This is a genomic window from Mycobacterium sp. ACS1612 (assembly GCF_001667505.1).
Classification (GTDB): Bacteria; Actinomycetota; Actinomycetes; order Mycobacteriales; family Mycobacteriaceae; genus Mycobacterium.
Genome location: NZ_LZHZ01000004.1, coordinates 129,605 through 155,655 on the forward strand (window position 1 = coordinate 129,605; position 26,051 = coordinate 155,655).

Consider the following 26,051-nt stretch of genomic DNA (forward strand, 5'->3'; position numbering starts at 1 on the left):
TTGTGGGACGTTTGTCCCTTTTGCTGTGGGCCGCTCGCCGATTCGCTTTAATGTGATCCGTCTTTGCAAATTGACGGGGGAGAAGCTGCATGGAGGCATGTCATGGGAGCTGCAGCGTTTGTCGGCCGCGTAGGGGGGCTCGCGGTCGCGCTGGGGGTTGGCACCGCGATCGCGGCGGGCTACGGCGTCGCCGCCGCGGATACCACTGCTTCGGACCCACCGTCTGACACCTCGGCCCCCAGCGGGTCGACCGAGACCGAGACCAAAACCACCACTCACACCGAAACCACCTCCGATTCGGCCAAGGACACGGCGGGGTCCGAAGACACCAAAGCCACCACCGAACCGGTGAAGGGCGTCGTCACCGCCCAGACCAACACCGGGACATCCGGCAGCACGCCGACGAAGCCGACGATCGAACCCGAGCCGACGACCGAACCCGAGCCGACAAAGCCGACTACCGAACCCGAGTCGACAAAGCCGACGACCGAACCCGAGCCCGAGTCCGAGTCCGAGTCCGAGACGCCCGAACCCAGTGCGACTGCGAAGCCGACCGGCACGAAGAAGGCCAGCACGAAGAAGGCCGGTACCAGAGAGCCCAGCACGAAAGCCGCTGCAACATCGGCTCCAACGCCCACCAAACGCGCTGCGCAATCCGTCGCGGATCCGGCGGTGTCGATCCAATCAGCCGAGTCCGTCGCCGTATTCGCCGACGCACGCACACTTGCCGCCGCCTCGCTGGACGTACCGACACCGAGGGTGCCCACCGCACCTCAGAACCCGCTGACCGCAGTGACGAAGCTGGTGTCCAACGTCATCGGTTTCGCGCTGAACCCGTTGGCAGGCAACGCGCCGATCACGCCGGCTCAACCGCCGCTGATCTGGAGCCTGCTGGCCTTCGCCCGCAGGGAATTCGACAACTTCTTCGCTGCGCTGGCGGGCGGCGCCACCGACACCGCATCACCGGTGCAGCGGCTGACCAGCCTGGCATTGGCGGCCCTGGTGCCTGACCGGCCGCACTTCCCGTCCCCTGGTCAGCAGCTGAGCCCGTCGACCAACTTCGTCGACTGGGTGACGGGAAACTTCCTGCCCAACAACACCGATCAACGCTTCGACATCTGGGGCACCGACGTCGGGGTCATGTGGGACAACGGAATCCTCGATGATCCCAAGACCACGATCAACGAGCATCAGGTGCTCATCGCCGTCGGGGACACCTTCGGCGGCGACAACATGTCGGGTTACTGGCGGAACAACACCATCCTGCGCAGCGGCGACCTGGTGCTCGGCGACGGCATGTCGATACCCGACGGAGAATGGTTCAACGGGAACATGTTCGGCGGTGCCCCGCTGAACGGCCCGACCTCGGCGCGCCCGGTCATCTTCAAGGAGATACTGCCCGCCGGTCTGCCGACGGGCGTGACGCTGATTCCGACGGCGGGGATCTCGCTGCAGACCCCGGGCACGACGTACGGCGCAACCCAGTACATGAGCTTCATGTCGGTCAAGCAGTGGGGTAACCCTGGTTCGTGGTCGACGAACTATTCCGCCATCGCGTATTCGGTGGACAACGGCGAGAACTGGCTGGTCGCGCCGACGAGCGTCCGGATGAACTCGGGCGGTAACAAGAACTTTCAGCAGCAAGCGTTCGTGATGGGCAACGACGGCTACGTCTACGCCTACGGCACTCCGAACGGCCGCCAAGGCGCGGCGTACGTCTCCCGCGTGCTTCCGCAGGACATTTTGGACGTCTCGAAGTACGAGTACTACAGCAAGGGCACCAGGAGTTGGTTCTCGAGCACACCCGCCGGGTGGTACAAGAACGCCCCGAGCAAGGCCACGTCGGTGTTCGGCAAGGAGTCCGGCGCGTGCGGCGTGGCCAAGGCGGGTAACACGGTCAGCGAGATGTCGGTGCAGTACAACAAGTCGCTCAACAAGTACGTGGTGCTGTACGGCGACCAGTTCAACAACATCGTGATCCGCACCGCGGACTCGCCGCAGGGCAAGTGGTCAACCGCGAAAACCATTCTCAACCAACAGAACGGCGGGATCTACGCGCCGATGATGCATCCCTGGTCGCCGTCGACGATGGGGACGGGCACCGACCTGTACTGGAATCTGTCGCTGTGGTCGGAGTACAACGTGATGTTGATGCGTACCGACCTCACGAAGGTGTGATCCCATGCGACGGATGACAATCGCACCCGCGGTCGTGTTCACGGTGGTGGCGGCGGCGCCCGTCGCTGCCGCAGACCCGACCGCGCCGCAGGACGGTACGCCGTGCGCTTCGGACTTGACCAGCGTGATGACCTGGCCCGCCGAAGAGCAGATGCCACTGGTGTGCACCGACGGTCGATGGCAGACCGTGACGTCTCCCCCGCCGCCGAACGACCGGTGGCTGAGTTTCGGGCCGACGATGACGCTGCACGGCCAAGGCCTGCGCAATCCCAGCGTCACGTCCGGCAACTGGACAGCCACCCCGCTGGACGCGGACGGACGATGCCGCGCCGAGCAACGAGCGGTCGTCGAAGCGGGCGTCGTCGGCCCTCCGCAGACATCGGAAGGCGAACCCGGACAACCACTTTCGTTCCGCGTGCTGCCGCAGCTGTATTCGATTGAGATGAGCGGACACTGCCTGTGGACGCTAGTCGGCGAATGAGATCGACGTCTCGCTGCAGTTGGTGACGGCGCGCCCCGGCTCGAAGAAACGCGGGTCGGCGCCCGCGATGACGGTCTGCCGATAGTACGCGCGCTCGGCGTCCGCCGAACATTCGAAGGCGGCGTTCAACACGCGGAAGGTGCCCGGGTCGGCGCCGTCGATCACCTTGCCCATCCAGTAGACGCGAGCATCGTCACGTGCATACGGCCCGTCGAGCGGACGAAACGACGAGGCATCCGCGACCGGCACCGGGTCGACGAAGTAGAACACGTGCCCGACGTCCTGCGCGTAGGCGCCGCCGACGACCCTGAATGTGGCCGGGTCGGCGCCTGCGATCGGGTTGCCGTTCACGTGCACGGTCCGGCCGTCCTTCGTGAACAGGTAGTGGTCGTTGTTCGCGATGACCGCGAAATGCGTTGGGTCGTCGGACAGCATCCCGCCATCCGTCCAGTACACCGCGGTGCTGTCCTTGGAGAGTCCGCCGTCGAGCAGTTCGAAGTGGGCGGGGTCGTCGCTGACCGGCCGGTCCAGTTGATAGACACGATTGCGGTCCTTGGCGAACCCGCCGCGGCCGAGCACTTCGAAAGTCGCTGCGTCGGCGCCGGATATCGAATGGCCGTCGAAGTAGGCGGCCTCGTTGTCCTTGGCGTAGGTGGTGTCGAAGGCCGTAAACGACGCCGGATCGGCACCCGTGATCTCGAACGCCTCGCCGGGGAACGCGGCCAGGTAGTAGACCTTGTCGGCACGCACGTGGTAACCGGCGGCGTCGAACAGCGAGTTCGGTGATTTGTTACCGCTGCAGGCCTGCGTCAGCGTCACCGCCACCAGACACAAGGCTGCAATCGATCTCCGCATGCGTCGATCGAATCACCTAATTCACAGCCACATTGAGAATCGGGCGGTTCTGGTGCGCGTCGCCGGTGTCGAAATGCCACCACTCGCCCTGGTAGACCGTCAGCCCGCCCGCCTGCATCGCGTCGCGCAACCTCGCCCGATTGGCCTGTGCGGTCGCGCTGACACCGTCGGTCGCGTACGCGAATGCCCTCGAAGTGAAGTTGTCGAAATCGGTGCCCATGTCGATCGGACCCGCGGCGTTGGCGATCGTCACGTCCACCGACCGGCCCGTCTCGTGACTACTGGAGTACGGGCCCGGCCGGGCCACCCAGTTCGGGTTGGGCACCGCCTCAAACATCCGCACCTGGACGTCATGCGGCCGATAGCAGTCCCAGAACTGCAGCACTTCACCTGCCGGCCGCAGCACCGCCGCCGCGGCGGCCAATCCCTGCGCCATCGATTCGTGCACCAGGCACCGGGCGTCGGCGGGATACAGCGGCACACCCACGAAGTTGTTCGGCGTCGCGTACCGAAGATCGATGACCGCGTCGGGCACGACGGTGCGCACGTCGACCAGCCCCGCCGCCCGCGCAGCGTCCGAAACGGGGGGCACCGGCGCTGCCGCCGCAGTGCCGGGACCAGCGCAGATGGCGCACGACATCGCCAGCACAGCCCAACCAGGTACGCGCATGCAGACACCTCCCGAAAGCAGGTAGCCACCTACGCTATCGGGCCTGTCTGCCCGGCAAGACCATGAAGGCATCCGGAGAAAGAGGAGGCCACCGTGAGCGTCGTCAGCGTCACCTGCCCGACGGTTTTCGAAGCCGACCTACCCACCGTCTCCTACGAGGACGCGCCGACCCCGGATGCCGTGCACGCGGCGCTCAAGGACGCGCGCGACCGGTCGCCGATCGCGATGGGCGCGCACGGGCCCGAGATCTTGGGCTACGAACTGGCGCACACCGCGCTGCGCGATCCCCGGCTGGCACCGCCACCGGGATTGGGCCTCGAGGCGCAGGGCATCACGTCAGGTCCGCTGTGGGACCGCGTGACCGCGACGTTGCTGAGCGTCAACGGCGAAGACCACACGCGCATGCGAAGGCTGATGTGCAAGGCCTTCAGTCCGCGTGCGGTCGCCCGGTTGGACACGACGATCGTCGACATCGTCACCCAGCTGACCGACCCGCTGCTGGTGGCGGGCCGCTGCGACGTCGTCGCCGATATCGCCCGCCCGTACCCGGTTCCGGTCATCTGCGAACTGCTCGGCGCGCCGAAACAGGACTGGCAGCTGTTCTCCGTGTGGGCCGACGAGTTCTTCAAGACGTTCACCTTCAAGGCGGCCGAATACGAGGCCGACATCCTGAAGGCGTGGGGTGAACTCGACGACTACGTCGACGCCATGGTCGCCGACCGCCGCAACTCCCCCACCGACGACCTGATCTCCGAACTGATCCGCGCCGAGGACGGCGGCGACCGGCTGAGCATGGCCGAACTGCGGATGCTGGCAGGCGGCCTGCTGATGGCCGGCACCGACACCACCCGCAACCAGGTGGCCGCCGCGGTCGACGTGCTCTGCGATCACCCGCAACAATGGGCGCTGCTCGCCGAACATCCCGAGTTGGCGATGCATGCGGTCGAGGAGTTGATGCGCTACCAACCCGTCACCATCGGCGTGATGCGCATGACGCTGCAGGACGTCGCATACGAGGGCGTCACCATCCCGGCGGGCACGTTCGTTCTGGTCAACACCGTCGCCGCGAACCGCGACCCGGCCGTCTACGACGACCCGGACCGGCTCGACATCACCCGCGACGGCGCCGCCCCGATGCAGTCCTTCGGTGCGGGCGTGCACTACTGCCTCGGCGCGAACCTCGCCCGGCGTGAGATCGCCGAGGCTTTGCGCGTCATGTCCCGGCGGATGCGCAACGTGCGTCGCAGCGGACCGGCGCCGTGGAAGCCCATGGTCGGAATCACCGGCCCCGCCACGCTGCCGGTGGAATTCGACGCGGCTTGAGACATCGCTGAGCACTCGCACAGGGACGCCGGGTTTCGGGCATAGACTTCGGGCGTGCGAGACGTACTCGACGATCTGTTGACCGTGTGGCGGGCCGGCGGCACGGCGGGGGTCGCCACGGTCGTGCGCACGATCAAGTCCGCGCCGCGCCCGCCGGGCGCGACCATGGTCGTCGCCCCTGATGGCACGGTCGCCGGTTCGGTGTCCGGTGGTTGCGTCGAGGCCGCCGTCTACGAACTCGCCAACGAGGTGGCCGCCAGCGGCCGACCGGAACTGCAGCGCTACGGGATCTCCGACGACGACGCGTTCGCGGTCGGGTTGACGTGCGGCGGCATCATCGACATCTTCGCAGAGCCGGTGTCGCGCAACACTTTTCCCCAGTTGGAAGTGATCGCCGACAATATCGGCGCGCGCCGCCCGACGGCCGTCGCCACCGTGATCGCCCACCCCGACCCCACCTGGCTCGGGCGCAGGCTGGTGATCGGACCGGACACCGTCGACGGGTCGCTTGGCTCGCAGCGCGCCGACGACGCGGTGGCCGACGACGCCAGAGGTCTGCTCGCCGCGGGCCGCACCGCCGTGCTGAGCTACGGACCCGACGGCCAACGGCAGGAGGCGGGCATGGAGGTGTTCGTCGCCAGCCACGCACCGCCGCCGCGGATGCTGATATTCGGAGCCATCGACTTCGCCGCCGCCCTCGCCCGGCAGGGCTCCTTTCTCGGCTACCGGGTCACGGTGTGCGACGCCCGACCCGTGTTCGCGACGCCCGCCCGATTCCCGCATGCCGACGAGGTCGTCGTCGACTGGCCGGACCGCTACCTGCGCGGGCAGGCCGAACAAGGCGCGATCGACGCCAGGACTGCGATCTGCGTGCTGACCCATGATCCGAAATTCGACGTGCCGGTGCTGCAGGTGGCGGTGCGGCTACCGGAGGTGGACTACATCGGCGTGATGGGATCGCGCCGCACGCACGAGGACCGGATGGCCCGGCTGCGCGAGGTCGGCCTGACCGACGCCGAACTGGATCGGCTGTCCAGCCCGATCGGCCTCGACCTCGGGGCGCGCACCCCCGAGGAGACCGCGGTGTCGATCGCCGCGGAGATCATCGCGCGCCGCTGGGGCGGCGGCGGCAAGCCGTTGGCCGAGGTCGGCGGCCGTATTCACCATGGTTGATTAGATGAGACAACGAGGGTGGAAATGTCGCTCTCAAATACGATAACGTGATTCCGTGACGGTAACGGTTGCCCCCCGATATGCAGGCGCGCGAGTTGCTCGCGTGGAAGACAACCGCCTGCTGACCGGTCGTGGCACCTTCGTCGACGACGTCATCAGGCCAGGAATGCTGCACGCCTGTTTCGTACGCAGCCCCTTCGCGCGCGCGAAGCTGGGCACCATCGACGCCTCCGCCGCCCTGGCGCTGCCGGGCGTGCGTGCGGTGTTCACCGCGGCCGATATCAATCCGGATGTCAAAGAGGCCTGGCACGCCGTCGCCGGGAAGGACATCGCGGACACGCCGCGGCCCCCGCTGGCCGAGGGCGAGGCGAAGTTCGTCGGCGACCCGGTGGCGTTGGTGATCGCCGAGAGCCGCTACATCGCCGAAGACGCCGTCGAACTGGTCGAGGTCGACTACGAACCGCTGCCCGCGGTCGCCGACTTCACCAAGGCCGTCGGCTCCGATGTGATCGTCCACGAGTCCTATCCGGACAACGTGGCGGGCGGGTTGGCCGGTGCGCCGCCGGACGAGGAGACGTTCGCGTCCGCCGCGCACGTCGCGGAAGCCAATGTCTACCAACAGATCTACGCGCCGGTGCCGATGGAGACCAGGGGCATGGTCGTCGAGTGGGAGGCGTCGTCGGAGGAACTGACGGTGTGGGCGTCGACCCAGACGCCGCACGAGTTGCGGGCGTTCGCCGCCCGCCTGCTCGGCATCCCGGCGCAGGGCGTGCGGGTCATCATGCGCGACACCGGCGGCGGTTTCGGCCAGAAGGTCGTGCCGATGCGCGAGGACATGTGCGTCCTGCTGGCCGCCCGCAAGGTGCCGTTCGCGTTGAAGTGGATCGAGGACCGGCGCGAGAACCTGATGTCGGCCGGTCAGGCGCGCCACGTCGACGGCAAGGCCAGGATGGCGTTCGACGACGAGGGCAATATCCTGGCCGCCGACATCGACTTCACCTACGACATCGGCGCGTATCCGACGCCGTACCCGGTGCTGACCACCGCCGCGGTCGGCATGTTCTTTCCCGGCCCGTATCGGGTGCCGAAGGCCAGCTTCAACTACAAGACGGTGTTCTCCAACACGGCGGGCCTCGCGGCGTACCGCGGACCGTGGCAGTACGAGACGTTGACCCGCGAGATCCTGCTCGACATCGCCGCGCGCAAGATGAACATGGATCCCGTCGAGTTGCGGCGGCGCAACATCCTGCGCGGCGACGAGATGCCCTACTTCAACCCCAACGGCATGCCCTACGACCACGTCGCGCCCGCGGACACCTTCGATCAGGCAGTGAAAATCCTTGACCACGAAGGGTTTCGCCGCGAACAACGCGAGGCACTGGAGCAGGGCCGCTACATCGGGCTCGGTTTCTCGGCGTACATCGAGCCGACGGGCGCGGCCACCGGGCACCTCGCCACCGAGGGCGCCACCATCCGGATGGAGCCCACCGGCAAGATCAACGTCTACGTCAACGGCGGGTCGACCGGCAACAGCATCGAGACCACGGTGGTGCAGTTGACCGCCGATGCGCTCGGCGCCGAGATCGACGACGTGTCAACGATCCAGGGCGACACCGCGGTGACGCCGTACGGCGCAGGCACCCAGGGCAGCCGGTCGGGCCCGATGACCGCGGGTGCGGTCAACGAGGCGGGCACGATCCTGCGCAAGCAGATCGTCGCGATGGCCGCTGCCAGGCTCGGGGTCGACGAGGACGCGATCGAACTGGGCGGGTCCCGCGCTTTTGTTCGCGACGACGACTCCAAGAGCGTGTCGTTCGGCGAGCTGGCCTATCGCGCGTACTACGAACCGCAGCAGTTGCCCGCCGGGATGTCGGCGTCGCTGGAGGCGACCGCGCGCTTCACGTCGCAGGCGCCGATCCACTGGGCGAACGCCACCCACGCCTGCACCTGCGAGGTGGACATCCAGACCGGCCACGTCACTCTCATCCGCTACATCGTCAGTGAAGACGTCGGCGCGATGATCAACCCGAATGTGGTCGAAGGCCAGATCGCGGGCGGCACGGTTCAGGGTATCGGCGGCGCGCTACTGGAAGACATGGCCTATGACGACGACGGAAATCCATTGTCGTCCACCTTCGTCGACTATCTGGTGCCGACGGCCACCGAGGTGCCGCCCATCGAGTTCGGCCACGTCGAGATCCCAGGGCCAGGCGTCGGCGGCTACAAGGGCGTCGGCGAGGGCGGAGCGATCGGGGCGACGCCCGCGGTGATCAACGCGATCAACGACGCGTTGGCGCCCCTCGGCGTGACGTTGACCCGGTTACCCGCCAGTCCCTCAGCCATCGTCGCGCTCATCGAGGAGTCCCAATAGTGGAGCTGAACAACGAATTTCGGGTCGCGGTGCCTGCGGCGACGACGTGGGAGGTGCTGACGGACATCGAACGGGTCGCGCCGTGCCTGCCGGGAGCGACGCTGCTGTCGGTCGACGGCGACCATTTCACCGGCGCCGTCAAGGTGAAGGTCGGCCCGATCACCGTGTCGTACAAGGGGCAAGCGGCGTTCTTGGAGAAGGACGCCGCGGCGCAACGGGTGGTGCTCAAAGCCAACGGCAAGGAGACGCGGGGCAACGGCAACGCCGCCGCGGTGGTGACGGCGCAACTGAAGGACGAAGTCGACGCCACCAGCGTCCTGATCACCACCGACCTGACCATCTCCGGTAAGGCGGCTCAGTTCGGCCGCGGGGTGCTCGGCGACGTCGCAGGCAATCTGATCGCCCAGTTCGCCAAGGCGCTCGAGGCCGACATCCTCGGCGGAGCGGCGTCGGCCGCCAGCGCGCCTGTGTCGGAAACTCCAACGGCGGCAAGCCAACCCGCGGCAAGCGACTCGGTCGACTTGTTGAAGGTGGTTGCGGTGCCGATGGTCAAGCGGTTCGCACCGGCGCTCGCGGCGCTGGCGGCGGGCGGCATCATCGGCTTCCTGTTGGGCAGGCGACGCCGATGAAGGCTGCCGCTTTCGCCTACCACCGGCCGGGCGCGGTCGACGAGGCGGTCGATCTGCTCGCCGAATACGGCGAGGACGCCAAGATCCTCGCCGGCGGTCAAAGCCTGGTGCCCATGTTGGCAATGCGTCTCACGCATTTCGACAACCTGATCGACATCTCCCGGATCGACGAGCTTGTCGGAATCGATCTGCAGGACGGGCAGATTCGGATCGGGGCCGCGACGCCGCACGCGTTCGTCGGAATGGACGACGAGGTCGCCGACTCCGTGCCGCTGTTGACGCTGGCGACGCCGCACATCGGCCACTTCCAGATCCGGACCCGTGGCACGCTCGGCGGCGCCATCGCCCACGCGGATCCGGCCGCGGAGTATGCGGCGGTCGCGTTGGCGTTGGATGCGCAGATGGAGGCGGTGTCGCCGAGGGGAACGCGTCAAATTCCGGCCGCGGCGTTCTTCACCGGACTTTGGGAGACCTCGATGGCCTCTGATGAGATTCTGACCGCCGTGCGGTTCCCGGTCCGCGGTGCGCGGGCCGGATTCGCGGTTGAGGAATTCACGCGTAGGCACGGCGATTTCGCGATCGCAGGGGCGGCGATCGCCGTCGAACTGGACGACGACATGCGTATCGGCCGTTGCGGCATAGGTCTTTTGGGACTCGGCTCGACGCCGCTGCGCGGTACGGCCGCGGAGGAAGCGGTGCTCGGGCGACCGGTCGCCGACGTCGCCGCGGACGAAGTCGGCCGGTTGGCGATCGACTCACTCGACGATATTCCGGCCGACCTGCAGGGCTCGGCCGCCTACCGGGCCAGGGTCGGGGCGACCATGGTGGCCCGCGCATGGGAGAAAGCGACCACGGAGGCGAGCAATGCATGAGTGGCCAGTGAAGGTGTCCGTCAACGGGCAACCGACCGAGGCGACCGTGGAACCGAGGCTGACGCTGGCCGACTATCTGCGCGAGAGGTGCGGCCTGACCGGGACACATCTGGGCTGCGAGCACGGCGCCTGCGGGGCGTGCACCGTGCTGGTCGACGGGCAGGCCACACGCTCGTGTCTGATGTTCGCGGTGCAGGCCGACGAGTGCGAGGTCACCACGGTCGAGGGCATCGCGTCGGAGGACGGCGAACTATCGCCCGTGCAGGCCGCGATGCGGGAGTGCCACGGCCTGCAGTGCGGGTTCTGCACGCCGGGATTCGTCATGTCGATCACCGCGTTGCTGCGCGACAACCCGACGCCGACGGACGAGGAGATCCGGGAAGGCCTGTCCGGCAACTTCTGCCGGTGCACCGGATATCAGGGCATCGTCAACGCAGTTCACCGCGCCGCAGAAATGCAAGCCTGACTAACTGCCCCCTAGGCAGAGTTTCCTTTGCTGACGTACGCTGCTGGTTGGCCGGGGACGTTACTGGGGAGACAGATGAGAAAGAAGCACCTGCTGGCGGCGGTCGCATTCGCAGTGGGCACGGCCACGGCGCTCGCGGCGCCGGCCTCCGCCGATGATCAGTTGGACCAGGCGTTCCTCAAGGGACTGCAGCAGAAAGGCGTCTCGGTGAGTTCGCCAGACCAGGCGCTGAGCCTGGCCCATTCGACGTGCGACATCCTCGAGCACGGCGGCACCGTCAACGACGCGCTGAACATGCTGACGAAGAAGACCAAGTGGTCGATCCAGAAGTCCGCCGACTTCGGCGGCCTGGCGGTCTACGCCTACTGCAAGGACAAACTGCCCTCCGGCAGCGGGAGTTGACCCCGCCGCCCAGCGGCGCACAGGAACACCCGGCAAGGTGGACCCATGAAGATTGGGTTCATCGGGCTGGGAAACATGGGCGCGGGCATGGCGGGGAATCTGCTGAAGGCCGGCCACGAGGTGACCGCGTACAACCGGTCACAGGACAAGGTGGCGGCGCTGGCAGAGCAGGGCGCGAAGCCGGCGAATTCGGTGGCCGACGCGTGCGACGGCGACATCGTGATCACGATGCTGTCCAACGACGAGGCGCTTCGTGCGGTCACATTCGGCAACGACGGAATTGTCGCGATGCTCCGTCCTGGCGCCACGCATGTGTCGTCGAGCACGATCAGTGTCGCCCTGGCAGAGGAGTTGACGGCAGCGCATGCGGAGGCGGGCCAGCAGTTCGTCGCGGCGCCGGTGTTCGGAAGGCCCGAGGCAGCGGCTGCGGCGAAGCTTTTCGTGGTCGCCGCAGGCGCGAAGGCGGCGGTGGAAGCGATTGCACCGGTGTTCGATGCAATCGGTCAACAGACCTTCGTCGTCTCCGACGAGCCGAAGGCGGCCAGCCTGGTGAAGCTGAGCGGCAACTTCCTGATCGCATCGGTGATCGAATCGCTCAGCGAGGCAATGGCTTTGGTTGCCAAGGCCGGTGTGGACAAGACCGAGTACCTCGAGATTCTCACGTCGACTTTGTTCGGTGCGCCGGTGTACAAGACGTATGGCGGGCTGATCGCGCGGGAGGAGTTCGAGCCTGCGGGGTTCGCGGCCGAACTCGGCGCCAAGGACGTCCGTTTGGTGCTCGCCGCGGGCGAGGCATTGCAGGCGCCGTTGCCGATCGCCAGCCTGCTGCGGGACCGCTTCCTGACGCTGCTCGCCAGCGGTGGTGCGGCGTTGGACTGGTCTGCGCTCGCCAAGGTCGCGGCGTGGGAGGCGGGTGAACGCGCCAGCTAGATATGCGCGGCGTCCATTCCACCGGGATGCATGGCGTCGAAGCCTGGATGCATGCCCATGCCGATGCCCATCCCCCCGGTCATCCCACCGATCGGCCCCATCGGGGGTGTCGACATCGGCGGCGGCGGAGGCGGAGGTGGCGGTGCGGGATCGTAAGGACCGCCCTGGCATATCCCCTGGCCGGGGTCAATTGCGCAACCGACGCTCGAAGGCGAGGTCGGCATGCCCCACGGACCGCCCATACACACGGCGTCCGTCGGGTCCGACATACATGCCGGGTCACTTGGGCCGGTGGGTTGGTCGTCGGCGTTCGCGGGCACGACCGCAAAAGCCATGGCCATGGCGATCAGCGCTAACCCTCCGACTGTCCTCGCCGCCCAACTCATGCAGGAATGGTGCCACGCCGGAGATATGTGCGGACGCAAAATGACTGAGACACATACGTTTTCGACGCAGGCGTCAAAACAGTGACTGCGCCCGAGCGCGTTTCGGCCTATCGGCTCAGTTGTCGCTGGGTGGTGGTTTGGGTTCGTAGGGGTCGTACTACCACCAGTCGGCGCGTCCGCCGAGTGGCCCGGTCCAGGGTGAAACGTCGGGTGGGGGTTTGGTCGGTTGCCGGGCCAGTGATGCCGAGGTCAGTGGGTTGCCGTCACCTGTCGGTGACGACGAGCGTGTCGGCGGGCCCGTGATGGTGGATCTCGCCTTTGTGATGCAGCCGGTGGTGATACGGGCAGCGGGTGGTGCGTTGGCCCTCTGCGGGCGCCGCGCGGCCTCAGCGTCCCATCCGGCTTCGACCAACCGCATGAACGCCGCCAGGGCCGTCGGCAACGGTTGACCAGCGGTGTATTCGGCGAACAACGCATCCTTCAACCGATCCGCGATCGTGGTGATGGTGCGCGCAGTGGACGATGACAATCCCAACTGCCACGCCATCATCGCCACCACCGACGACAGGATGCCCATTCGGAAATCCCCGCCTGGGGACAACTCCGCTAGCCGGAGACAACCCCGCGTAGGCCGTCGGCGCCGAAGAGCGGTTCGAGCATCGACGAGTAATCAGGACCGCGCCGTACCAGGACACCGCCGTCGACATTGATCACCTGGCCCGTGATGTAGCTCGACACGTCGCTGAGCAGAAACACCGCCGCATTGGCGATGTCCTCCACCTCACCGGGCCGCGGCAGCGGCGTGATGATCGCGTAGTCGGCGCTCAGCTCTGGCGAATCGAGAACGGGCGCAACGAGTTCGGTGCGGATCAGTCCCGGCCGGATGCAGTTGACGCGCACCCATGATGCGCCAAGTTCGTCGGCGGCCAACTGCATCAGGTGATCGATGCCCGCCTTCGAGACCCCGTACGCGCCGAACCACCGGTGCGTATTGCTCGCCGCGATCGAGGAGATGCCGACGAACGATCCGCCACCGCCGCGGACCATCTCACGCGCGGAATGCTTGAGCACATACATGGTGCCGTTGATGTTCAGGTCGACGGTGCGCCGCCACGCTTCGGAGTCGATCTGGGTGATCGGGCCGATGGTCTCGCTGCCGCCCGCGCAGTGCACCACGCCCCACAGCCGGCCGGTCCACGCGGTGGCCGCCTCGACGACATGTGCCACCTCGTCCTCGTTGGTGACGTCCGCGGGTTCGTACAACACCGCGCCGGGGCCGCCCAGCGCTCCGATCTCGTCGGCGGCGGCCGACAGCTTGTCGGCGTTGCGCCCGACCAGCATCGCGTTGCCGCCGGCCGCGACCACCGCCGCGGCCGTTCCTTTGCCGATCCCGCTGCCACCGCCGGTGACCAGTACCGTTCGCTCCGCCAATGACACCTGCACTGCTGCCCCTCCGCCGGGTTACTAGAACAGGTTCTAGTTATACGTCACGGCTCGTCGCGGCGGGCGAGCTTGGGGGCGCCCAGCGTCCGCCAGTCCGGCACATTCGGCGGCAAGCCGATGGGATACCGGTTCTCGTTGGCCGCCGCCCAGTGGGCATGCCCGAGTTCGTGGATGTGGAACGCGTGCCGCAGCGCCTCGGTGAAACCCATGGCGTCTGCCGCTGCATTGACAGAGTCCTTCACCAACAGCGCCGCCATTGTCGGCCGCTCGGCGATCCGCCTCGCGAACTCCACCGTCTTGTCCTCCAGGTCCGCGCGGGCGAACACCTTGGACACCATGCCGAGCCGGTAGGCCTCATCTGCATCGATTGAATCACCGGTCAGCAGAAGCTCTTTGGCTTTCCGCGCACCGAATTCCCAAGGGTGGGCGTAATATTCGACGCCGGGCATTCCCATTCGCACCGCCACCACGTCGCTGAATTTCGCGTCGTCTGCGGCGACGATCAGGTCGCACGCCCAAATCAGCATCAGCGCCGCGGAAATCGCATTGCCCTGCACCTGCGCGATGGTGATCTTGCGCAGATCGCGCCATCGCCGGGTGTTCTCGAAGAAGTAATGCCACTCCTGCAGATACGTCTTCTCCGCGACGGCCGACCGTGTCGCGCCATTGATCTGGAAGGTCGGGTGCTGTCCGGGCCCGGGCCTGCGCTCGGCCAACGCCTCCTCCGACCCGAGGTCATGTCCGGCCGAGAAGTTCTTGCCGCGGGCGGCCAAGATCACCACCCGCACCTCGTCGTCGGCTTCGGCGCGGCCAAAGGCCTCATCGAGCGCTACCAACAGCGTTCGCGATTGCGCGTTCTGGGCTTCAGGCCGGTTCAGCCAGATCCGCGCGATGCGGCCCTCATCGAGAGTCTCGTAAGTCACCTGCTGGGGCGCTTCACCGCCTGCAGGGTCCGCACTGGTCAGATCGGGGCTTGCCACGCGGACCACCTCGTTCGCTCGAGAAAGCATTGACGACTGCACATTACGGTGCCGCACCTAGCTTGTTTGAAGCGGTGCCACAGCTAGTTGACAGCAACCTTCCAGAATTGGCACTTGCGCACCACTTCTATCCCATTTGACGCGGTGTTTTGTACATGTGCAGCGTAATGTCATCGCTAGCAGATCCACTCTGCCGCCACAACTTCGGGCGACGAAAAACCAGCAAATCTACAGAAAGCGTGATGATGCCGACCTTGAAAATTCCAGCGCGACGACTGCTCCTTGCCGGCGGATTTGCGGTCGCAATCGCGGCCGCGCCGGCGGCCGTCATCGCCGCACCCACGCACTCGGTACCGAGCATCGCGGCGTGCCCGGGTGGCGAATCCGAGGACACCTTCACCGGTGAGTGCACCCCAGATCTCGTGCCCAATTCGCCTGAGGTCGGCGTGACCTCGCCCGGCGGTCTGCCGGAGGTGGACAACATTCCGTGCACCGGAGGCAATTCCGGTCAGTGCATCGGCCTTTCGGAGGAAGAGCAGGCGGCCGGCCCGCAACCGGTGCCGCACTCGACCATCAGCTCGAGCCCGTAGTCGCGGGCCGACGACAGGCCGGGGCGCACCATGTGCCCCGGCCTTTTTCGTTTTCGACCCAACCCATTCCCAGCGAACACCAAGAATCTCTGCGGGTTTCTTTCAGCATTCGTAGAATTCTGGTCATGACGACAGACCTGACGCGCACCCGACGCCTGCTTCTCGCCGGCGGCTTCGCGGTCGCGATCACCATCACTCCGGCCATTGCAACCGTCGCACAGCCCACGCACGCAACGGATTTCAAGCCGGTGGCGGCCTGCACGGACGGTGAGGAGGAGGACGTCTTCACCGCGTCCTGCACGCCGTTATTGGTGCCCAACTCACCGGAGGGTTTCACTTCGACGGCCGCCAATCCGGATATCCCTGAGATCCAAGGGGTGCCCTGCCTGGGCGGGCGCAGTTCGGCCGCCTGCATAGGTCTGGCCGAGGACGAGGCGGCCGAAGGCCCGCAACCGGTGCCGCGGTCCACCATCGAAGCCAGCCCATAGCGGCAGCCGATCCGCAAGCGCTGGGGTCGCCCTCTCAGGGAACTCGTGGAACTTATGCAGATTCCTGCCAGCTTCCATAGAATCCCGACGAGATGGTCAATAACTACAGAAGGCGTGACATGGCGACCCTTGAGCTTTCAGTACGACGATTGATCCTTGCCGGCGGCTTCGCAGTTGTACTTGCCGCTGCCCCGGCGATGGCCGTCGTCACCATTCCCAGCGCCTCGGCGGCGCCGGAGGCCCAGTGCCCCGCCGGTGAAGAGGAAGACCTCTACTCTGGCGCCTGCGTGCCCCACACCGTGCCGAACTCGGGGGCAGCGTTCAGCAGCATCGCCGGTAACCCGGACCTGCCCGCCATCGGCGGCATCCCCTGCACCGGCCACAACTCCGGTGAGTGCATCGGGCTGGCCGAGGAATCAGAGTCCCTTGGCCCGCAGCCCGTGCCGCATTCGACCGTCAGTTCGAGCCCGTAGCGGACGGCATCGCCCCCTGTGGGAACGGGTCGGTAAGGTTGTCATATGCCTGCGAAATCAGACCCCGCGGAGATCGGTGACGTCGAACCACTTGCCGATAGCACTGCACGCCAGGCCAGGCGCGTTGTCGCTGCGTACGCCAATGACGCCGACGAATGCCGGATCTTTTTGTCCATGCTCGGCATCGGACCGGCGAAGCTCGAGGTGTAAGTGACTTCGGGGCGCGGCCAAGCGCACGGCCCCGGGGATGCGGACTTTGTGGTGGTGGCCAATCGGCTGCCCATCGACATGGAGCGCTTGCCTGACGGCAGCACGACATGGAAGCGGAGTCCCGGCGGTTTGGTGACCGCCCTGGAGCCGCTGCTTCGGCCGCGGCGCGGAGCATGGATCGGCTGGCCAGGTGTGCCCGACGTCGACGAGGATCCGATCGAGCAGGACGACATGTACCTGTGTCCGGTCCGGCTGTCCGCCGACGACGTCGCCAAGTATTACGAGGGTTTCTCCAACGCGACGCTGTGGCCGCTGTATCACGACGTCATCGTCAAGCCGATCTACCACCGCGAGTGGTGGGACGCGTACGTCGCGGTCAACCGAAGGTTCGCCGAGGCCACCGCGAAAGTGGCGGCCGAAGGCGCCACCGTGTGGGTGCAGGATTACCAGCTGCAGTTGGTGCCGAAGATGCTGCGGATGCTGCGGCCCGACCTGACCATCGGCTTCTTCCTGCACATCCCCTTCCCACCGGTCGAACTGTTCATGCAGATGCCGTGGCGGACCGAGATCACCGAAGGCCTGCTCGGCGCCGACCTCGTCGGCTTCCACCTGCCCGGTGGCGCACAGAACTTCATGATTCTGGCCCGTCGGCTCGTCGGGGCGAACACGTCTCGAGGGTCGGTCGGCGTGCGTTCTAAATTCGGCGAAGTCAACGTCGGCTTCCGTACCGTCAAGGTCGGCGCCTTCCCGATCTCGATCGACTCCGCTGCGTTGGACCAGCAGGCGCGCACCCGCGCGGTCAGGCAGCGGGCCCGCGCCATCCGCAGCGAGTTGGGCAACCCCCGCAAGATCCTGCTTGGCGTGGACCGCCTCGACTACACCAAGGGCATCGACGTTCGGCTGCGGGCGTTTTCGGAGCTGCTGGCCGAGGACAGGGCCAAGCGTGACGACACGGTCCTGGTGCAGTTGGCGACACCGAGCCGGGAACGCGTCGAGAGCTACATCGAGATGCGCGAGGACATCGAGCGTCAGGTGGGGCACATCAACGGCGAGTACGGCGAGATCGGCCATCCGATCGTGCATTACATTCACCGGCCGGTTCCCCGTGATGAGTTGATCGCGTTCTTCGTGGCCGCCGACGTCATGTTGGTCACCCCGTTGCGAGACGGTATGAATCTGGTCGCCAAGGAGTATGTGGCCTGCCGCAGTGACCTGGGTGGCGCGCTGGTCCTCAGCGAATTCACCGGCGCCGCAGCCGAACTGCGCCAGGCGTACCTGACGAACCCGCATCATCTCGAGGGTGTCAAGGACGCCATCGAGGCGGCGCTGAATCAGACGCCCGAGGAAGGCCGACGACGGATGCGGGCGCTACGCAGGCAGGTGCTCGCACATGACGTCGACCGCTGGGCGCGGTCGTTCCTTGATGCGCTGGCGTCCACCAAAGAGGACTCCGCTAAATCGGAGTGATGTAGTTGATCAGCCACTTGCCGTCTATGCGCTTGTATTCCACTCGTAGTCGCACGCCGTCGTAGATGGGCCGCTCGCGACTCGACTTATCGGATACCGTCCGGTTGAGGTAGACCATCACGGCTGCGGAATTGCGCTGCGCGTCCATTACGCCTACCCCGACGACATTGGCTTGGCTCACCACTTCCCGTTGTCGCGCTTGGGGGATGATGTCCGAGTTCGCCCTACTCTCGAACTCCTTGCGGTAATCGGGTGTGAGCAGTTTGTAAGCGTCGTCGAGACTTCGCTCAACGGTTTTGTAGTCGTAGTTGAACACGGCAGGGAGTTCTTTTTGCGCAAGCGGTCCCAGCTCATCCCGGGCGGCCTGCTCACTACGCATCTCCACCCGTTGCCAGTACATGAAACCGCCCACCGCAGCCAGACCTACGAACGCAGCGGTCAGTAGGCCCACGACGACGCTCACCAACCAGCGCATCAGTTCCCACCGTTGGGGTACTTGAGGTCGTATGCCGTCATTCGCCCGTCGTCTCCCTCATGCACGACGATCCGCAACCGGTAAGGCTGCGACGGCCTGTTGTTCCCGTTCATATCGCTGGCCGTGACCCGCGCAGACACCAGCACCGACGCGTTACCGCTGATGCCGTCAACACCTTCCAGCGCGGCGCCGTTGATCACCGCCTCCGAACTGCCACCGGTGTCCCGGAAGATGGCCTTGAGGTTCTCGACGTTGTTGTTATGGCCCAGCATGTCGCGCAATGGCCCACTTGTGTTGTCGTACAGCGAATTGACGCTTTCCTCGATCGTGTCCTGCTTGAAGCTGAACATGTTCACCACCGTCTGCGTTGCGGTGTCGACGAATCGCTGGTTGCGCGCCTGCATGGCTTCCGTGTGATTCTTCTGGACGGTCATCACCGCCACCGCACCGCCGAGCGCAGCAGTCGCGACGAACACGACCGCGAGGCCGACAATCGCCACCATCCGACGGTGTGCAGGCCTGCGTGCCGGTGCCGCAGGTGTAGCGAGCTTGCGCGTACGGGTTGTGCCCGCCGAAACCGGAGTCTCTACAGGCACGGCAAAGGTCTCGGCGGACTTGCCGTTCGCGGGCCCGGCGGCCCTGGATGCGCGACGGCGCGCAGCCTGTGGCGGGCGAGTGTGACTGGACGTCGTCACGACTGCCTCGGATAAAGCATCAGATCTACCCAATTCTCTTGTGGCCGCATGTCAGAGTCACCTGCCGCGAACACGCCCGTACCGCCTGCCGGGTCGACGAACACACCGGTGTGCTGATCGTACGTGCCGTATGCGGTTCCATCCCCCTGCCCTCCGGGCGGGAGGTGCCCCCAAGCCAGCGGCGGGCTCACCGCCGACGGCGGCAGGTCGGCGGGCGCCGGCGGAGGTGCCGGTGCCGGTGCCGGTCCCGGCGGCGGTGCCACGGGGTTGTACGGCCCTGGAAACATGAACGGCGGCTGCGGATTCGCCGGCGGCGGCCATGCATCCGGGTACGGTGCCGGCGGTATCCACGCGGTCGCCGGAGGCGGTGGCCCGTTGTCGTTCGGCGGCGGGATATACGGCCACGGTTGATGCGGCGCAGGTCCCGGACCAGGCTGAATCCCCGGCGGGATCAGACCCGGTGCCACCGGATAGCCCGGGTCGGGATCGGCTTCCGGTGGTATGTACGGGAACTTGTTCGGCGGCAAGATGTTTCGTGGGTCAGTAACCGGCGTCCCAGTCGGGATGGGCGGCCCCCGCCACGGATTGCTGCCGATCGGCACGTACCCCTTGGGGTCCCGGCAGAGCTGAACCGTTGGTGCGCGCTTACCGGGGAACTCCTGGCACGGGTAATTCCTCGCGCCCCGCACCACACTCGGATCGTTCTGAGGCACCTTGCAGTACAGGTCCGTCGGCAACTCCCGCAACGTCGTGTCGCCAGGCGTTCGAATATCCATCGGAGACAGGAATCCGACGTTGCACGGAGGCGGGTCATTGATAGAGATCTTGAAGTCCTGTTTGCCGCCTTCATCTGCGGGCAGCTGACCGCCGATGGTGATGAGAGCCGCCTGCAGGGCAGGGAAGATGACCAGCGCCTGTTCGATCGACCTGTTGTAGATGACACCGATGCGGCCGAAGTTGGCCAGGTTGGCTGCGAGCACCGGGAACGACGGGCGAATGCCCTCGAACGTCTGACTGGCCGCCTCGGCCGCCGACGGCGCGTTCGACAGCAGCGACCGCACCTGAGGATCGGCGTTGGCCACCTCCGTCGTCAAGCGCGCAAGCCCGTCGGCGAAGGACCGGATGTCGTCGCCGCTACGGATCTGAGCGTCCAGGAAGGGCCCGGCCTGGTCGATGAGCGCCGAGGTCTGCGGCCAGCTCGAGTTGGCCTCGTCGACCAACGACCGCGTTGATTGGATCAGGCGAGCAAGTTCCGGCCCAGAGCCGTTGAACGCCTTGAACGTTTCTCGCAGCACGTCCTGAAGGCGGGTGTTGTTGAGGCTGCTCACCAATTGGTCGGCCTGGTGCAACAGGTCGGCGACGTCCTGCGGGATCGCTGTGCGCTCCTTCGGGATGACGGAACCATCACCCAGCACCGCCTGCGACGGATGCTCGGGCGGCACGAAATCCACATACTGTTCGCCGACCGCAGAGACGCTCTTGACCGTCGCGGTCGAATTCGCCGGGATTTTGATGTCGCTGTTGAGCCGCAACCGCGCGGCGACGCCATCGTCAGTGAGCTTCACCGACTCCACGCGTCCCGCTTGCACTCCGCGGAAAGCGACGTTGGCGTTCTGATACAGGCCACCGCCTGCGGCGAAGTTCGCCGTGACCTCATACGCGCCGATTCCCAGCCGAGCCGGGACGCGCAGGTAGAACATCGCGATCGCCGCGACGGTGAGCACCGTCACGAGGGCGAAGACCGCGAGTTGGATTCGCGCAGTTCGGTTCAGCATTACTGGGGTGGCACCTCCTGACCCGATGCGGTACCGGCGGGAATCTTGAACGGATCGGCGGCCTGCCCCGAGAGGTTCGCCATCTCCCCGACCAGGAAGTCGGGCGGGTTGACCACTTCGTCGAGGTGCTTCATGTTCGGGTCCAAGCCCAGCGACGTCGTGAATATCGTCTCGCCAAGCCGGCGGAGGGTCAGGTCGAAAACCTCCCAGATGTTGAAGTAGTCGCCCCTGGCCACGCGCTTCAAGTTCTTACCCGGGAAAGGGAAGGTCGCCAGGAAGTCCAGGGAGTCCACCAGCGCCGAACGGTTGTCGTTGACCGGCTTGATGACTGCGTACAGATCCTTGGTTTCCGCGGCGAAATCACTCTTCGTCTCCGAGAGGATGCGTGCCCCGACTGTGGCGAGCCTGCGCAGCCCAGCGAACGCGTCGACTATGTTGGCGCGGTTGTCGTTGAGCACCTTCAACGCTCCGGGAAGCGTGTCCAGGGTGCGGTCCAGGCTGTCCTTTTGGTGGGCGAGCATTCCGGCGAACCGGTTGAGCCCTTCGGCGGCATTGATGATGTCGTCGGTCTGCCGATTTAACGAGGCGGCCAGCTCGGCGAGCCGCGGAATCAAGTCGGCGAACTGGCCTTCGCGGCCGGCCACCGCGGCCGAGACTTCCTGGGTAATGTCTTGCAGCGCCCCGAGGTTGCCCTTGTTGACGACGACACCCAACGCGGACAGCACTTCCTCGGTGGTCGGGAAACGGCCGCCCTGGCTCTGCGGGATCCGCGACCCATCACGCAGCTCCCCGACCGGCGGCTGGCCCACAGGCGCCGACAGCTCGACATGCTGCGAGCCCAATAGCGAGGTCTGCCCGACTTTTGCGATCGCGTTGGCCGGCAACTTGACGTCGCGTTCCAGGGACAGTTTCACCGCGGCGTAGAAGCTGCCATCCGCACGCTGAACGGCCTCTACGCCCGACACACTGCCGACGGTGACGTCGTCGACCATCACCGGCGAATTCTGCGGCAGCGTGGCCACATCCGGCAGCTCCGCTGTTATCGAGTACGAGCCGGCGCCATGGCCGACGGTGCCCGGCATGTTCAGCGAGTTCAGTCCACCGAATTGGCAGCCGGCCAAGAGTACGGCACCCGAACCGATGGCTGCCGTGCGGCGCGTTGCGCGGCCGATGTTGAGGCTCATCGACTTTGTCATCCGCCGCCTCCAGGTTGTTGCGGGCCGACCGGCTGCATGGGTGGTACGGCGTCGGCCGGGAACGGCGCCTCCGCGGGGAGCGGACCGGCCGCAGCAGGGGCCGGCGCGTCCGGCGGCGGTCCTGCCGGGGGCACTACTGGGCCGAGCGTGTACGGCTGCGCCGGTGGCGGTGGGCCAGGAGCCGGATTTGGTGGCAGGAGCAACGAACTGACATCACCGCCCTCGCCGGATCGAGGCGGGTACCGACCGTCGGACGGTACCCACTGCAGATACGGGATGTAGGTCTGCGCCTTGGCCTGCGTCGCCGGGGTGTCATAGATGACCTGACCCTTGTACGCAGTGATCGTGTTGATTCCGTGCACCATGATGGGCGGGTAGTTCATCATCAACCGCCGCAGCACGGGAGCCATCCGCTGGCGACAGATTTCGGTTCGCTTGTAGTTGTCGGGTTGGCCCGCGCCGTCGAAATCTGCGCAGATGAATTGCACAGGGTTCGTGAACTCCGGCAGGCTCAGCAGACCATTCGCGGTGCCCTGGGCCGGGTTGTAGATGTTGTAGAAATTCGCCATCGCGTTCGGAAGGACATGCAGTAACTGCTCGAGGTCGTCGCTCTGGTTCGACAGCAGGGTGGTGAAGTCGGTCAACTTGTTCACGCTGCTGATCAGGGTCGAGTTGTGCTCGTTGAGGAAGCCGCGAATGTCCGACAGGGCCTGGTTGAGCGTGCCGAGGGTGTCGTTCAAACCCGCGGAGCTCTCGGCCAGCACCTGCGACACGGAGGCCAAATGCCCACTGAATTGCACGATTTGATCGTTGCTGCGCGACAGCGCGTCGATCAGAATCTGCAGATTCTTGACCGTTCCGAACAGATCGGTGCGTGAGTCACCTAACCGCCCTGCGGTCTGCGACAACTCGCGCAGGGCTCGTCGGAACGAATCACCGTTGCCGTCGAAGGTGTCGGCGGCTTGATCGATGAACGCTCCCAACGGGCCTTGAACCTGGCCGGCCCGCGGTCCGAGCTGCTGGCTGAGTTGCGTCAGCTCGGATTTCACTTCGTCCCACTCCACCGGCACAGCGGTGCGCTGCAGCGCGATACTGCCGCCGTCCTTCATCGCCGGACCGCCCTTGAATGCGGGGGTGAGCTGAATGAACCGGGCCGCAACGATATTCGGTGCAATGACGACCGCGCGGGCATCGGCGGGCAACTTGATACTGTCTTGCACCCGCATCGTGATTTTGACCGAATCGGCTTCCGGCGAGATCGATTCGATCGAGCCGACCGGCACGCCGACGACGCGGACCTCGTCCCCCGGGTACAGGCCGGTTGCCGACGTGAAATAGCCGACCACGCGGTACGTCCCGACGCGCGGCCACACCACGTAGATGCCACCGATCAGTGCCACCACCAGGGCACCGATGACTCCATAACGCAGCCAGCGGCTCATGGCGACTTTGGCCTTACGATCAACCGCTCGTCGATGAATCCGCGGATGAAGTCGGCGAGGCTGTCCGGAACCTTGCCCGGTTGGAAGTAGAGGTCCAGCAACAGCTCCTGCTGAGCAATATTCGGTACAGCGTTGGGAAGGTTGACGTTGAAGCCCGAACCCGAACCGACCGATTCGCCGAGGGCGGTGGCATACGGCGGCAACCGGCGAATCGCCTGGCTGATGTGCTCGCGGCGCTCGAGGAGATTGTCCAGCACGAGGTTCAACTTCGTCAGCGCCGGGCCGAACTCGCGGCGGTTGTCGGCCACGAATCCCGAAAGTTGGCGTGAGACGTCGTCGATGCCGGCGATCAGGTTGCTCAGCGCGGTACGGCGCTCGTCGAGCGCGGCGAATAGTTGATTGCCGTCGGTGACGAGCTGGTTCACCTGGTTGGCCCGGTCGGCGAGCACCTTGGTCACCGACTGCGCGTGGGCCAACAGTTCGCCCAATGCCTCATCATTGGCGTTGATGCTGCGGGACAACGAGGCCACTCCGTCCAGTGTTCGACGCAGTTGCGGGGTTGCATCGCGTAGGGATTCGGTCAACACACTCAACGCCTGGTTCAACTGTCCCTTGTCGAGTTCGGCGGAATTCTGACCAAGATCCTGCAGCGCCATGTTCAGCGTGTACGGAACTGTAGTGCGCTTCAAGGGAATTGATGTCACTGACCCGCCGCCGCGCGGGGTCACCGCTAGCGACCGCTCACCCAGTACAGTGTCGGTCTTGATCGATGCCAGCGTTTGATCACCCAGCCGAACCTTGCGGTTGACGGTGAACGTCACCTTTGCGACGTCGCCCGCGAGTGCAACCCCGGTCACCTTACCGACCGCAATGCCGGAGACGTTGACGTCATTACCCGGCGAAATGCCGCCGGCATCGGCAAAGTAAGCCTCGTATGGCTTGCCTTGCGGATAGAAAGGCAGCGTCGTGTAACCGAACGCGACGATCAACACACATATGACGATCACCAGCCCGAAGATGCCTGAGCGCAGCGTCTTATCCATTGTCGGAGCACCTGCCCTTCGACAGATCCGGGACGCCGCCGATTGGCAGGAAGATGTCGCTGCCCGCTGGTCCGTTGAACTTGAGCGACACCGAGCAGATGTAATAGTTGAAGTACGACCCGTATGCGCCAAGGGAATTGAGCCGCAGATAGTTCTCGGCGAGCGGTTCGATGACCTTGTTGACGTCTCCCTTGCGGTTGTCGAGCTCGGTAGCCAATGGGCGAAGGTTTTCGAGTATGCCCTGCACCGGCCGGCGTGAGTTCACCAGCAGGTCGGTCAGATCATTTTCAGCGGATGCCAGTGGCGGAATGGCCCCGGCGATCGGGTCGCGGCCCTGCGCCAATCCACTGACCAGCTTTTGGAGCTGGTCCACGCTGGCATCGAACTGCGCACTCTTCCCGTCAATGGCGCCCAGCACCTCATTGAGATTGTGGATCACTTCCGAGATCACCTGATAGCGATCGGCCAGGGATTGGCTGAATGTTCCAGTGTCGGAAAGCAATTGCGCCAACGCACCACCCTGGCCCTGCAAGAGCTCGAGGATCGCATTGTTGAGCTGGTTGACCTGCGTCCCGTTGAGGCCTTTGACCACGGGACGCAGCCCGCCGAGCAAGGCATCGAGATCCAGTGCGGGCTCGGTGTGGTCGATGTTGACCGTGCCGCCCGGCGGCAACTTCCGAAGTTCACCGGGACCCGAGGTGACTTCCATGTAGCGGTCGCCAACCAGATTCTCGTATCGGATCACCGCACGCGTTGACGTGTACATCTGGAACTTCTTGTTGACGGTGAACGCGACGTCGACGGTGTTGTCGGGGTTCAATTTCACGTCTCTGACGCTGCCCACCGGAACGCCTGCGATGCGCACATCGTTGCCGCTCTTCAGCCGCGACGCGTCGGTGAAGGTGGCGTGGTAGGTGCTGGTGGAAGCGAACCGGAATTCGCCGAAGATCACCACCAAGGCGGCGGATACCAACAGCATGATCGCTGCAAAGATGCTCACCTTGATCAGGAGTCCCCGGTGGGCCATCAGTGCCCCCG

Annotated in this window: 27 protein-coding genes and 1 pseudogene; 15 read left to right on the plus strand and 13 right to left on the minus strand. The window is 65.6% G+C overall.

Annotated features, from left to right (window positions below; genetic code table 11):
• Nucleotides 1–102 precede the first annotated feature (102 nt).
• Both A5724_RS01865 and A5724_RS01870 read left to right on the plus strand, forming a co-directional pair.
• Nucleotides 103–2,178: a DUF4185 domain-containing protein gene (locus A5724_RS01865; protein ID WP_067795263.1), complete on the plus strand. Its 2,076-nt coding sequence runs from the start codon at nt 103–105 to the stop codon at nt 2,176–2,178.
• A gap of 4 nt (nt 2,179–2,182) precedes the next feature.
• Nucleotides 2,183–2,659, plus strand: a complete 477-nt coding sequence (locus A5724_RS01870) for a hypothetical protein (RefSeq protein ID WP_067795266.1) — start codon at nt 2,183–2,185, stop codon at nt 2,657–2,659.
• Here the strand turns inward: A5724_RS01870 and A5724_RS01875 are convergent.
• Both A5724_RS01875 and A5724_RS01880 read right to left on the minus strand, forming a co-directional pair.
• The gene (locus A5724_RS01875) at nt 2,645–3,514 is read right to left on the minus strand and encodes a DKNYY domain-containing protein (RefSeq protein ID WP_067795269.1); all 870 of its coding nucleotides are present in this window, start codon (nt 3,512–3,514) and stop codon (nt 2,645–2,647) included. The genes A5724_RS01870 and A5724_RS01875 overlap by 15 nt on opposite strands.
• A 16-nt stretch (nt 3,515–3,530) precedes the next feature.
• Nucleotides 3,531–4,184, minus strand: a complete 654-nt coding sequence (locus tag A5724_RS01880; RefSeq protein ID WP_067795272.1) for a M15 family metallopeptidase — start codon at nt 4,182–4,184, stop codon at nt 3,531–3,533.
• 93 nt (nt 4,185–4,277) lie between these two features.
• Here A5724_RS01880 and A5724_RS01885 point away from each other — a divergent pair, with 93 nt between their 5' ends.
• The 8 genes from A5724_RS01885 to A5724_RS01920 all read left to right on the plus strand — a co-directional run bounded on the left by A5724_RS01885 (nt 4,278) and on the right by A5724_RS01920 (nt 12,350).
• Nucleotides 4,278–5,507, plus strand: coding sequence for a cytochrome P450 (locus A5724_RS01885; protein ID WP_067795275.1), 1,230 nt, complete (start codon nt 4,278–4,280; stop codon nt 5,505–5,507).
• A gap of 54 nt (nt 5,508–5,561) precedes the next feature.
• On the plus strand, nt 5,562–6,680 hold the full coding sequence (locus tag A5724_RS01890; RefSeq protein ID WP_067795278.1) for an XdhC family protein: 1,119 nt from the start codon (nt 5,562–5,564) through the stop codon (nt 6,678–6,680).
• Nucleotides 6,681–6,735: 55 nt separating this feature from the next.
• Nucleotides 6,736–9,051, plus strand: a complete 2,316-nt coding sequence (locus tag A5724_RS01895) for a xanthine dehydrogenase family protein molybdopterin-binding subunit (protein WP_067795281.1) — start codon at nt 6,736–6,738, stop codon at nt 9,049–9,051.
• Nucleotides 9,051–9,680, plus strand: a complete 630-nt coding sequence (locus tag A5724_RS01900; protein WP_067795284.1) for an SRPBCC family protein — start codon at nt 9,051–9,053, stop codon at nt 9,678–9,680. Before A5724_RS01895 ends, A5724_RS01900 begins: the two co-directional genes overlap by 1 nt.
• On the plus strand, nt 9,677–10,552 hold the full coding sequence (locus tag A5724_RS01905) for a xanthine dehydrogenase family protein subunit M (RefSeq protein ID WP_067795287.1): 876 nt from the start codon (nt 9,677–9,679) through the stop codon (nt 10,550–10,552). Before A5724_RS01900 ends, A5724_RS01905 begins: the two co-directional genes overlap by 4 nt.
• Entirely contained in the window at nt 10,545–11,018 is a 474-nt protein-coding gene (locus A5724_RS01910; protein ID WP_067795290.1) for a (2Fe-2S)-binding protein, read from the plus strand. The genes A5724_RS01905 and A5724_RS01910 overlap by 8 nt, the downstream gene beginning before the upstream one ends.
• 75 nt (nt 11,019–11,093) lie before the next feature.
• Nucleotides 11,094–11,420 (plus strand): DUF732 domain-containing protein, encoded by a 327-nt coding sequence (locus A5724_RS01915; protein WP_067795293.1) that lies wholly within the window; start codon nt 11,094–11,096, stop codon nt 11,418–11,420.
• A gap of 45 nt (nt 11,421–11,465) precedes the next feature.
• A complete protein-coding gene (locus A5724_RS01920; RefSeq protein WP_067795296.1) occupies nt 11,466–12,350 on the plus strand; it encodes an NAD(P)-dependent oxidoreductase in 885 nt (294 codons plus the stop codon).
• Here the strand turns inward: A5724_RS01920 and A5724_RS33525 are convergent.
• The 4 genes and pseudogenes from A5724_RS33525 to A5724_RS01935 form a co-directional block, all read right to left on the minus strand.
• Nucleotides 12,347–12,736, minus strand: a complete 390-nt coding sequence (locus A5724_RS33525) for a hypothetical protein (RefSeq protein WP_156752086.1) — start codon at nt 12,734–12,736, stop codon at nt 12,347–12,349. The two genes, A5724_RS01920 and A5724_RS33525, sit on opposite strands and share 4 nt — an antisense overlap.
• Before the next feature lie 157 nt (nt 12,737–12,893).
• Nucleotides 12,894–13,083, minus strand: a pseudogene (locus A5724_RS32765) (hypothetical protein); the annotation flags it as partial.
• Between the two features lie 259 nt (nt 13,084–13,342).
• Nucleotides 13,343–14,179: an SDR family oxidoreductase gene (locus A5724_RS01930; RefSeq protein ID WP_067795303.1), complete on the minus strand. Its 837-nt coding sequence runs from the start codon at nt 14,177–14,179 to the stop codon at nt 13,343–13,345.
• A gap of 44 nt (nt 14,180–14,223) precedes the next feature.
• Complete coding sequence (locus tag A5724_RS01935) at nt 14,224–15,189, minus strand: enoyl-CoA hydratase (RefSeq protein WP_156752087.1); 966 nt, start codon at nt 15,187–15,189, stop codon at nt 14,224–14,226.
• A 215-nt stretch (nt 15,190–15,404) separates the two neighbouring features.
• Between A5724_RS01935 and A5724_RS01940 the strand changes: the two genes are divergently transcribed.
• The 5 genes from A5724_RS01940 (at nt 15,405) to A5724_RS01955 (ending at nt 18,387) form a co-directional block, all read left to right on the plus strand.
• Complete coding sequence (locus A5724_RS01940) at nt 15,405–15,749, plus strand: intersectin-EH binding protein Ibp1 (protein WP_067795703.1); 345 nt, start codon at nt 15,405–15,407, stop codon at nt 15,747–15,749.
• A gap of 125 nt (nt 15,750–15,874) precedes the next feature.
• Entirely contained in the window at nt 15,875–16,237 is a 363-nt protein-coding gene (locus tag A5724_RS01945; RefSeq protein ID WP_067795306.1) for a hypothetical protein, read from the plus strand.
• 119 nt (nt 16,238–16,356) lie between these two features.
• On the plus strand, nt 16,357–16,710 hold the full coding sequence (locus tag A5724_RS01950; RefSeq protein ID WP_067795309.1) for an intersectin-EH binding protein Ibp1: 354 nt from the start codon (nt 16,357–16,359) through the stop codon (nt 16,708–16,710).
• Between the two features lie 45 nt (nt 16,711–16,755).
• Entirely contained in the window at nt 16,756–16,920 is a 165-nt protein-coding gene (locus A5724_RS33530) for a hypothetical protein (protein ID WP_101951790.1), read from the plus strand.
• Nucleotides 16,921–18,387: a trehalose-6-phosphate synthase gene (locus A5724_RS01955; RefSeq protein ID WP_067795311.1), complete on the plus strand. Its 1,467-nt coding sequence runs from the start codon at nt 16,921–16,923 to the stop codon at nt 18,385–18,387.
• On the opposite strand, the gene A5724_RS01960 is transcribed toward A5724_RS01955, so the two are convergent.
• From A5724_RS01960 to A5724_RS01990, 7 genes are read right to left on the minus strand one after another with little or no spacing between them, the layout of a single operon-like run.
• On the minus strand, nt 18,374–18,862 hold the full coding sequence (locus tag A5724_RS01960; protein ID WP_067795314.1) for a mammalian cell entry protein: 489 nt from the start codon (nt 18,860–18,862) through the stop codon (nt 18,374–18,376). The genes A5724_RS01955 and A5724_RS01960 overlap by 14 nt on opposite strands.
• A complete protein-coding gene (locus A5724_RS01965; RefSeq protein WP_082964799.1) occupies nt 18,862–19,557 on the minus strand; it encodes a mammalian cell entry protein in 696 nt (231 codons plus the stop codon). The genes A5724_RS01960 and A5724_RS01965 overlap by 1 nt, the downstream gene beginning before the upstream one ends.
• Nucleotides 19,554–21,332 carry a virulence factor Mce family protein gene (locus A5724_RS01970; RefSeq protein ID WP_067795320.1) on the minus strand — a complete coding sequence of 593 codons (1,779 nt, stop codon included), beginning with the start codon at nt 21,330–21,332 and terminating at the stop codon, nt 19,554–19,556. The genes A5724_RS01965 and A5724_RS01970 overlap by 4 nt, the downstream gene beginning before the upstream one ends.
• Nucleotides 21,332–22,528 (minus strand): MCE family protein, encoded by a 1,197-nt coding sequence (locus tag A5724_RS01975; RefSeq protein WP_067795323.1) that lies wholly within the window; start codon nt 22,526–22,528, stop codon nt 21,332–21,334. The genes A5724_RS01970 and A5724_RS01975 overlap by 1 nt, the downstream gene beginning before the upstream one ends.
• Nucleotides 22,525–23,970 carry a virulence factor Mce family protein gene (locus A5724_RS01980; protein ID WP_067795326.1) on the minus strand — a complete coding sequence of 482 codons (1,446 nt, stop codon included), beginning with the start codon at nt 23,968–23,970 and terminating at the stop codon, nt 22,525–22,527. The genes A5724_RS01975 and A5724_RS01980 overlap by 4 nt, the downstream gene beginning before the upstream one ends.
• On the minus strand, nt 23,967–25,013 hold the full coding sequence (locus A5724_RS01985) for an MCE family protein (RefSeq protein WP_067795330.1): 1,047 nt from the start codon (nt 25,011–25,013) through the stop codon (nt 23,967–23,969). Before A5724_RS01985 ends, A5724_RS01980 begins: the two co-directional genes overlap by 4 nt.
• Entirely contained in the window at nt 25,006–26,040 is a 1,035-nt protein-coding gene (locus A5724_RS01990; protein WP_067795333.1) for an MCE family protein, read from the minus strand. Before A5724_RS01990 ends, A5724_RS01985 begins: the two co-directional genes overlap by 8 nt.
• Between the last annotated feature and the right edge of the window lie 11 nt (nt 26,041–26,051).

What these genes read in the sequence shown, in the direction of transcription:
- A5724_RS01865 (WP_067795263.1), top strand. Translation starts at nt 103, where the DNA reads ATGGGAGCTGCAGCGTTTGTCGGCCGCGTAGGGGGGCTCGCGGTCGCG.
- A5724_RS01870 (WP_067795266.1), top strand. Translation starts at nt 2,183, where the DNA reads ATGCGACGGATGACAATCGCACCCGCGGTCGTGTTCACGGTGGTGGCG.
- A5724_RS01875 (WP_067795269.1), bottom strand. Translation starts at nt 3,514, where the DNA reads ATGCGGAGATCGATTGCAGCCTTGTGTCTGGTGGCGGTGACGCTGACG.
- A5724_RS01880 (WP_067795272.1), bottom strand. Translation starts at nt 4,184, where the DNA reads ATGCGCGTACCTGGTTGGGCTGTGCTGGCGATGTCGTGCGCCATCTGC.
- A5724_RS01905 (WP_067795287.1), top strand. Translation starts at nt 9,677, where the DNA reads ATGAAGGCTGCCGCTTTCGCCTACCACCGGCCGGGCGCGGTCGACGAG.
- A5724_RS01910 (WP_067795290.1), top strand. Translation starts at nt 10,545, where the DNA reads ATGCATGAGTGGCCAGTGAAGGTGTCCGTCAACGGGCAACCGACCGAG.
- A5724_RS01915 (WP_067795293.1), top strand. Translation starts at nt 11,094, where the DNA reads ATGAGAAAGAAGCACCTGCTGGCGGCGGTCGCATTCGCAGTGGGCACG.
- A5724_RS01920 (WP_067795296.1), top strand. Translation starts at nt 11,466, where the DNA reads ATGAAGATTGGGTTCATCGGGCTGGGAAACATGGGCGCGGGCATGGCG.
- A5724_RS33525 (WP_156752086.1), bottom strand. Translation starts at nt 12,736, where the DNA reads ATGAGTTGGGCGGCGAGGACAGTCGGAGGGTTAGCGCTGATCGCCATG.
- A5724_RS01935 (WP_156752087.1), bottom strand. Translation starts at nt 15,189, where the DNA reads ATGCTTTCTCGAGCGAACGAGGTGGTCCGCGTGGCAAGCCCCGATCTG.
- A5724_RS01940 (WP_067795703.1), top strand. Translation starts at nt 15,405, where the DNA reads ATGCCGACCTTGAAAATTCCAGCGCGACGACTGCTCCTTGCCGGCGGA.
- A5724_RS01945 (WP_067795306.1), top strand. Translation starts at nt 15,875, where the DNA reads ATGACGACAGACCTGACGCGCACCCGACGCCTGCTTCTCGCCGGCGGC.
- A5724_RS01950 (WP_067795309.1), top strand. Translation starts at nt 16,357, where the DNA reads ATGGCGACCCTTGAGCTTTCAGTACGACGATTGATCCTTGCCGGCGGC.
- A5724_RS33530 (WP_101951790.1), top strand. Translation starts at nt 16,756, where the DNA reads ATGCCTGCGAAATCAGACCCCGCGGAGATCGGTGACGTCGAACCACTT.
- A5724_RS01960 (WP_067795314.1), bottom strand. Translation starts at nt 18,862, where the DNA reads ATGCGCTGGTTGGTGAGCGTCGTCGTGGGCCTACTGACCGCTGCGTTC.
- A5724_RS01970 (WP_067795320.1), bottom strand. Translation starts at nt 21,332, where the DNA reads ATGCTGAACCGAACTGCGCGAATCCAACTCGCGGTCTTCGCCCTCGTG.
- A5724_RS01975 (WP_067795323.1), bottom strand. Translation starts at nt 22,528, where the DNA reads ATGACAAAGTCGATGAGCCTCAACATCGGCCGCGCAACGCGCCGCACG.
- A5724_RS01980 (WP_067795326.1), bottom strand. Translation starts at nt 23,970, where the DNA reads ATGAGCCGCTGGCTGCGTTATGGAGTCATCGGTGCCCTGGTGGTGGCA.
- A5724_RS01985 (WP_067795330.1), bottom strand. Translation starts at nt 25,013, where the DNA reads ATGGATAAGACGCTGCGCTCAGGCATCTTCGGGCTGGTGATCGTCATA.
- A5724_RS01990 (WP_067795333.1), bottom strand. Translation starts at nt 26,040, where the DNA reads ATGGCCCACCGGGGACTCCTGATCAAGGTGAGCATCTTTGCAGCGATC.